The following is a 5331-nucleotide window of genomic DNA, read 5'->3' on the forward strand; positions in this document are numbered from 1 at the left end:
AAAGGCTCAAAAAGAGTTTGATGTTATTAACCTAAAAAAGGAGGAGAGGATAGCTTATAGTAAATATCAAAGTAATCTGCATTATGAAGCTAGTATGATATTTTCCTCTTATGGTCTGGGTAAACATGAAGGGGTTAAAGAAGGAATTGAACAGGGAATTGAACAGGGAATTGAGCAAGGAATGGAAAAAGGGATTGAACAGGGGATTGAACAAGAAAAAATAGAGATTGCCAAAAATCTATTGGATGTTTTAGATGTGGAGACTATATCTATAAAAACAGGTCTAAGTATAGAAGAGATAGAGAGTTTAAAAAAGATATAAAAGAGAAAAATTTGGAAGTGTAATCCTAAAACCGATAATCCAAATGCCCCCCATAAGAGGGAGATAAAATCATATCCATCCCCTTGCTATAGTCAAACGAAAGATTCAAACTGTCCTTCCCCTTTAATGCTCCAGAGATACCAAAAGAGAGACTGGTTCCTATCTCTTCTCTATCATTTACAGCTATACCAACTGTTCCAAATGGTCTCCAGCTTCTCTGTATCCTATTCTGTCCAGTTGTTCCTATACTAAATTGTGTACCAAGTTCTAAAAAATCTTTTGGAAGTAATTCGTACCCATTTTTATTTTCATATTGGTTATTGTTGATGTAAGCAGAGAATCTAATGTCAGGATAACCTTCTCTTAGGAGATAGTTTGCACCTAGCCGTATGTGTGTAGAGTCGCCTATCTCTGTCATATCCTCTTTTTTATGTTGGCTCTCTCTGTATGTCATAGCTAGTTGAACTCTTCTGCTTAGAGGTTTTTTTATCTTTAGTTCTATTGAATTCTCCACTGCTTGGGTCTGTAATTTGGGTGTCTGTCTGCTTCTGTTTTGGTATTTTGATTTTATACCAAAAGATAGTTCGCTTAGTCTGTACTCCAACTCTAGTTTGGAGCTTACAAACTTCTCCTCTGAGCTGTGTTTTGCTATGGTGAAATCCCACAGAAATTTCTTATCACTATTTTTTAGGGATAGTGCCAAGGTATCATCTTGTAGGTCTCTATCTCTATTTCGTTGGTATTTATATTGAGTAAAAGCTAGTTTTGACTCTAACCCTTTATAGAGTTGCCATCGGTAGCTTATTTGGTTCTCTATGAGAGATATATTTGGTGATAGGTTTTTATACTTGGAGCTTAGTTCTCCTTTTGGATAGTCAGAGTTTATCATCTCATCAAATATCTTGTATAGGTCGGTGTCTCTACTGTTATCTTCTAGCCCTTTGAATGCTAGGGTGTATGCTCCTGCTCTGTCGCCTATGTCGATGGAGGCTATGACTCTATCTCTAAATGCCAATATTGATTTATCATTTTGCAGTAATTTTTGTTTTAATCTCTTGTTATCTCTGCTCATAGCCAGATATAGGTTTAACCAAGGTATATCTAGTTTAGATTTGTATGTTAGATACTTCGCTTTGTCGTCACTTTGGTTGTATGCATACCAACTTATCTCTATTTCGGCAAAATCTTTCTCTTTAAATAGAGATTTGAATCTCTTGAAATAGATAGCTTTTTTCTCATAGGGGGTCTCATAAAACAGAACCATTCGTAGATAGACTCTAGCAAATGCTTTATCTTTTAGAAGTTTTGGTGATTTTTTGACCATTTGGTTTAGTCGTTTAAATAGTTTGAGCCTTATCTTACTCGCCCCTGCCTCTCTATCTTGTAGTTGGAGTATATCTGCATATACTACTTGATACTCTATATTATCGCTTGATTTTAGAAGGGGCTTTAGCCAACGCAGAGCTAGGTCGGTCTGTTGTAACATCAAAGAGCCAACAACAGAAGCAAATCCCACTTGGGCTTGTAGTTTTGGATTTTTTCTAAGTAGGGTTATCTCTTTTTTTAGGGCATTGCTTAGTTGGTTGTCTATTAGAAACCACAAGTAGGCTTGATGAGTTGAGGCATTTTGTCTATCCAATTTTAGTGCATGTATAAAACTCTTTTTTGCCTTTTTTATTAGATTTCTTGAATAACTTGGAATCGGAAGGCTCTGCCTCCGTTGTTCGGGAGTAAACTCTCCGTTTCCAAAACAGTTTTTAGAGGTTTGCATATAGTAGTTTGCCAAAAGTATATTGTAGTTTATATCTTTTTCTAAACTTTTTTTCTCTTTGGAACTTAGCGACTCTATAAGTGATTTGAATCTCTCTAACTCTCTGTTCTCTATATAAAATGAGAGCAGAGAGTGTAGGAAAACTGCTCTACCTGTTTTTTTCCAAACCTTTTTATATAGATAGGCTAGTTTGCCCTTTTTCTCAAAAGATTTCTCTAAGTATATTAGTTTTTCATAATTAGTTGCTGTTAACTCACCTTGTCTCTCTCTCTTCCAAAAAATATCATAGATATATCTATAGTCTCTATAAATCCATGCTAAATCTGTTAGTTTTTTATCATACCTATCGTGCTTCTCTAACTCTTGGCTAAAGTAGTATGCTCTTTTGAACTGCTTTAGTGCTAGAAGTTTTGTTATAGACTCTTGTTGCAGAGCTTTATCTACTCCATATCTTTTTTTGTAACTTTCATATAGTTTTAACCCCTCTCTAAAGTGGCTATTTTTGTAAGAGAAACTTATCGTCTCTCTATGTATGTTTTGATGATTATCCTCTCTAAAAAGTTCCAAAAAATACTTCTCTGCTTGGGGAATCTCTCCTATATAGTTATAGTACTCTGAAACCTTTTCTACCATAGAGTAATCCCCACTCTCTAGCTTTTGTTTGTATATCTCTCCCAATATCTCATATGCGTTATCAAGTGTTGTCGAGTCCAAAAGATACTGCTCATATTTTAAGCCTCTATATACTCTGTACCCCTCCATATTTAACTCTACAACATCATCCATTTTGCCTAACCAAGTGGAGAGTTGTATGCTCTTATCTAGCCACTTGGTAGTGTTGAATTCCCTGTAAGCATAGAGTGAAATCTCCAAAGCAGAATCTAACTTCTCACTGTAGACTAAACTATTGATTGCTGACACTGTAGCCACCTCATCAAAACTATCTCTGTGGGTATCAAATAGAGAGATAGCAAAGATACCTGCCCCCTCCGTATCTCCAACCTGTAGTAGAGAGTTTAGGATAATCTGTATATCATTAGCTTTCAACTCTCTACTGTTTCGATAGAGTGATACGAGTTCTCTTGTGGCATTTATATCACTATTTGAGTGCAAAGCAATATTAAAATAGATTTGCATCACCTCTTTATCTTTACTATTAAGAAATAGCCAAGTAGCTATCTCTCTAGCTTTTTCATGCTCATTATGTTCAAGGAGAAGAGCAACAGCATAAACTTTTATCTCCCTATCTATCTCCTCATACTCAAGTAGTTTCAAAAGATGCTCATACGCCTCTTGCGTCTTACCTGTTGCCAATGCCAATTCAAATGCCTCTTTTCTAAAAGTATAATCAGCCAACTCTGGTCTCTGCTCCATCAATCCAACTAGAGCGATATATTTCAAATCTGGAAAATCCATCTGTGTAGCCTCTCCAAAGAAAAACATATAGTCTATCTCCCCATTTTCGTCATATGCATGTCCAAAATAGTCATATAGTTTCTCTTTTATTTTAGGTAAAAGGATTTTATCTTTCGTTTGAAAGTATATCTCTTTGTTAAGTAGATACTCAGTTTTGTAGAGTTCTTTTAAAATCTTTTTATCATCTATCTCTGTGATAAGTTTGTTAGTAAGTGCTAGAGCTTTCTCTATCTCTCCTGCATAGTCATAGTTTCTAATCAGAATCATTTTTAGTTTGACACTGTCAGGATAGTAGAGTAGCATACTCTCTAGGTAGTTGATAGACAAGTTTGTATTTTGCCCCTTTCCTTCAATAATCTCATCAATATTATCTTTTGGAAATACCAAATATAGCACAAAGGAGAAGACAATAATGATACCTAGAATCTCTTTTATAGAGAGTATAGAGGTGCTAGTATCATGATTATTTACACTGGAATGCAACAGCTATTCCTTTTTTATTAGAGATAATAGAGAGTCTATTTTTATCTTTTACAGAGCTAGAAATCGGATGGCTCTGCCTCCGTTGTTCGGGAGTAAACTCTCCATTTTCAAAGTAATTTTGCAAAAAATCTACTCTACATGATGAGGGAATATAGAAGTTTGCTTCTATGGAAATATTTGATTTTAGATGAAAATTATACTCTCTACTATTATGAGTAAATTTCTCAACCCAACCGTTTGAATCAATTAGATATGGAACACTATTTGGCTTTAGCCTCGTAATATTCGGGACTAAAGTCTCCGATTCCAAGGGGTTTGAGACTATCTTATACTTCTTACTTCTATCTAGTGTGATATATGTTCGGTTAGCATCATAAATATATCCTGCTACCCCTTGACTCCTCTCTATATCTACAATAACTTTCTTATCAAAACGAACAGTACGAAGATAACCACTATTTCGAATTTCATATCCTCCATCAACTTTAGCAATAGCAGTTCTATAAAAACCTCTAGCTTTTTTGATATATTGTGAAGCGTAGAGTTTGGATGTTTTCTGCTTCACTGCCCAGCTATAGACCTCATCTAGTGCTTTTAGTGAAGCGACCCTAGAGCCTGAATAGAGATGATAGTAGATATTGATAGGTTTGAATCTGCGAGGTTTATCTGTCATCTTAAATGTCTCTATAACATTTCTATACCCCCAAAATGAATTCGTCCACTCATTGGTATAGACATTCTCATTCTGTTGGGCTGTATAGACCTGCCAATAATCTTCTCTTTGAATTCCAAAAGGTCTAGTGTGACCAAGCCAAGGGTCACTCTTCTGTATGGTAGTATCTCCTCCATTCATCGCTAATATTCCATTTTTCTCAACAAAAGCCAAAACCTCTTTTGTCGGAATACAATCCCCACTCCAAAAAAGAATTTTTTCTTGCCGTTTATATTTTGGGGCAAAAGAGAGTGCAAACTCTATACTACCTTTTGTCTCTTTTTCTAATGAGAAGTAGTAGTTTGGTAGAGCAAGATGGTACTGTTTAGTAAGCTTATTATTGGGGTTCATCACTTTCTCCCAAATAAATGGATGAGAGAGGGTATGACTAGCAGGTTCTATCCACGGAATTTGATAGAGTTCTTTGATAATCTTTTTCATCTTTGAGCTTAGTTTTGGAGACATCCCTATCTTATCAACTTCACCTTGAATAATGGAAACCGTTTGAGGAATATGGTATTTTTGATAGATATTCTCTATAAGATACTCTGTTGCAAACTTTTCCATATCTACTCTAACTCTCTCTACAAATCCATCCCCATCAACATGAACAAATAATATTCGTCT

At 35.4% G+C, this 5331-nt stretch carries 2 protein-coding genes and 1 pseudogene; 1 reads left to right on the top strand and 2 read right to left on the bottom strand.

Going from position 1 to position 5331, the window contains the following annotated elements; genetic code table 11:
- Window positions 1-322 (top strand): annotated as a pseudogene (locus GSY74_RS03255) (hypothetical protein); the annotation flags it as partial.
- Between the two features lie 25 nt (window positions 323-347).
- Here the strand turns inward: GSY74_RS03255 and GSY74_RS03260 are convergent.
- Both GSY74_RS03260 and GSY74_RS03265 read right to left on the bottom strand, forming a co-directional pair.
- Window positions 348-3992, bottom strand: a complete 3645-nt coding sequence (locus GSY74_RS03260) for a tetratricopeptide repeat protein (protein WP_164663680.1) — start codon at window positions 3990-3992, stop codon at window positions 348-350.
- A partial coding sequence (locus GSY74_RS03265) for a hypothetical protein (RefSeq protein ID WP_223157450.1) occupies window positions 3973-5331 on the bottom strand: 1359 nt, incomplete at its 5' end. The genes GSY74_RS03265 and GSY74_RS03260, both read right to left, overlap by 20 nt.

Source organism: Sulfurovum sp. bin170 (assembly GCF_010892395.1).
Taxonomy (GTDB): Bacteria; Campylobacterota; Campylobacteria; order Campylobacterales; family Sulfurovaceae; genus UBA1140.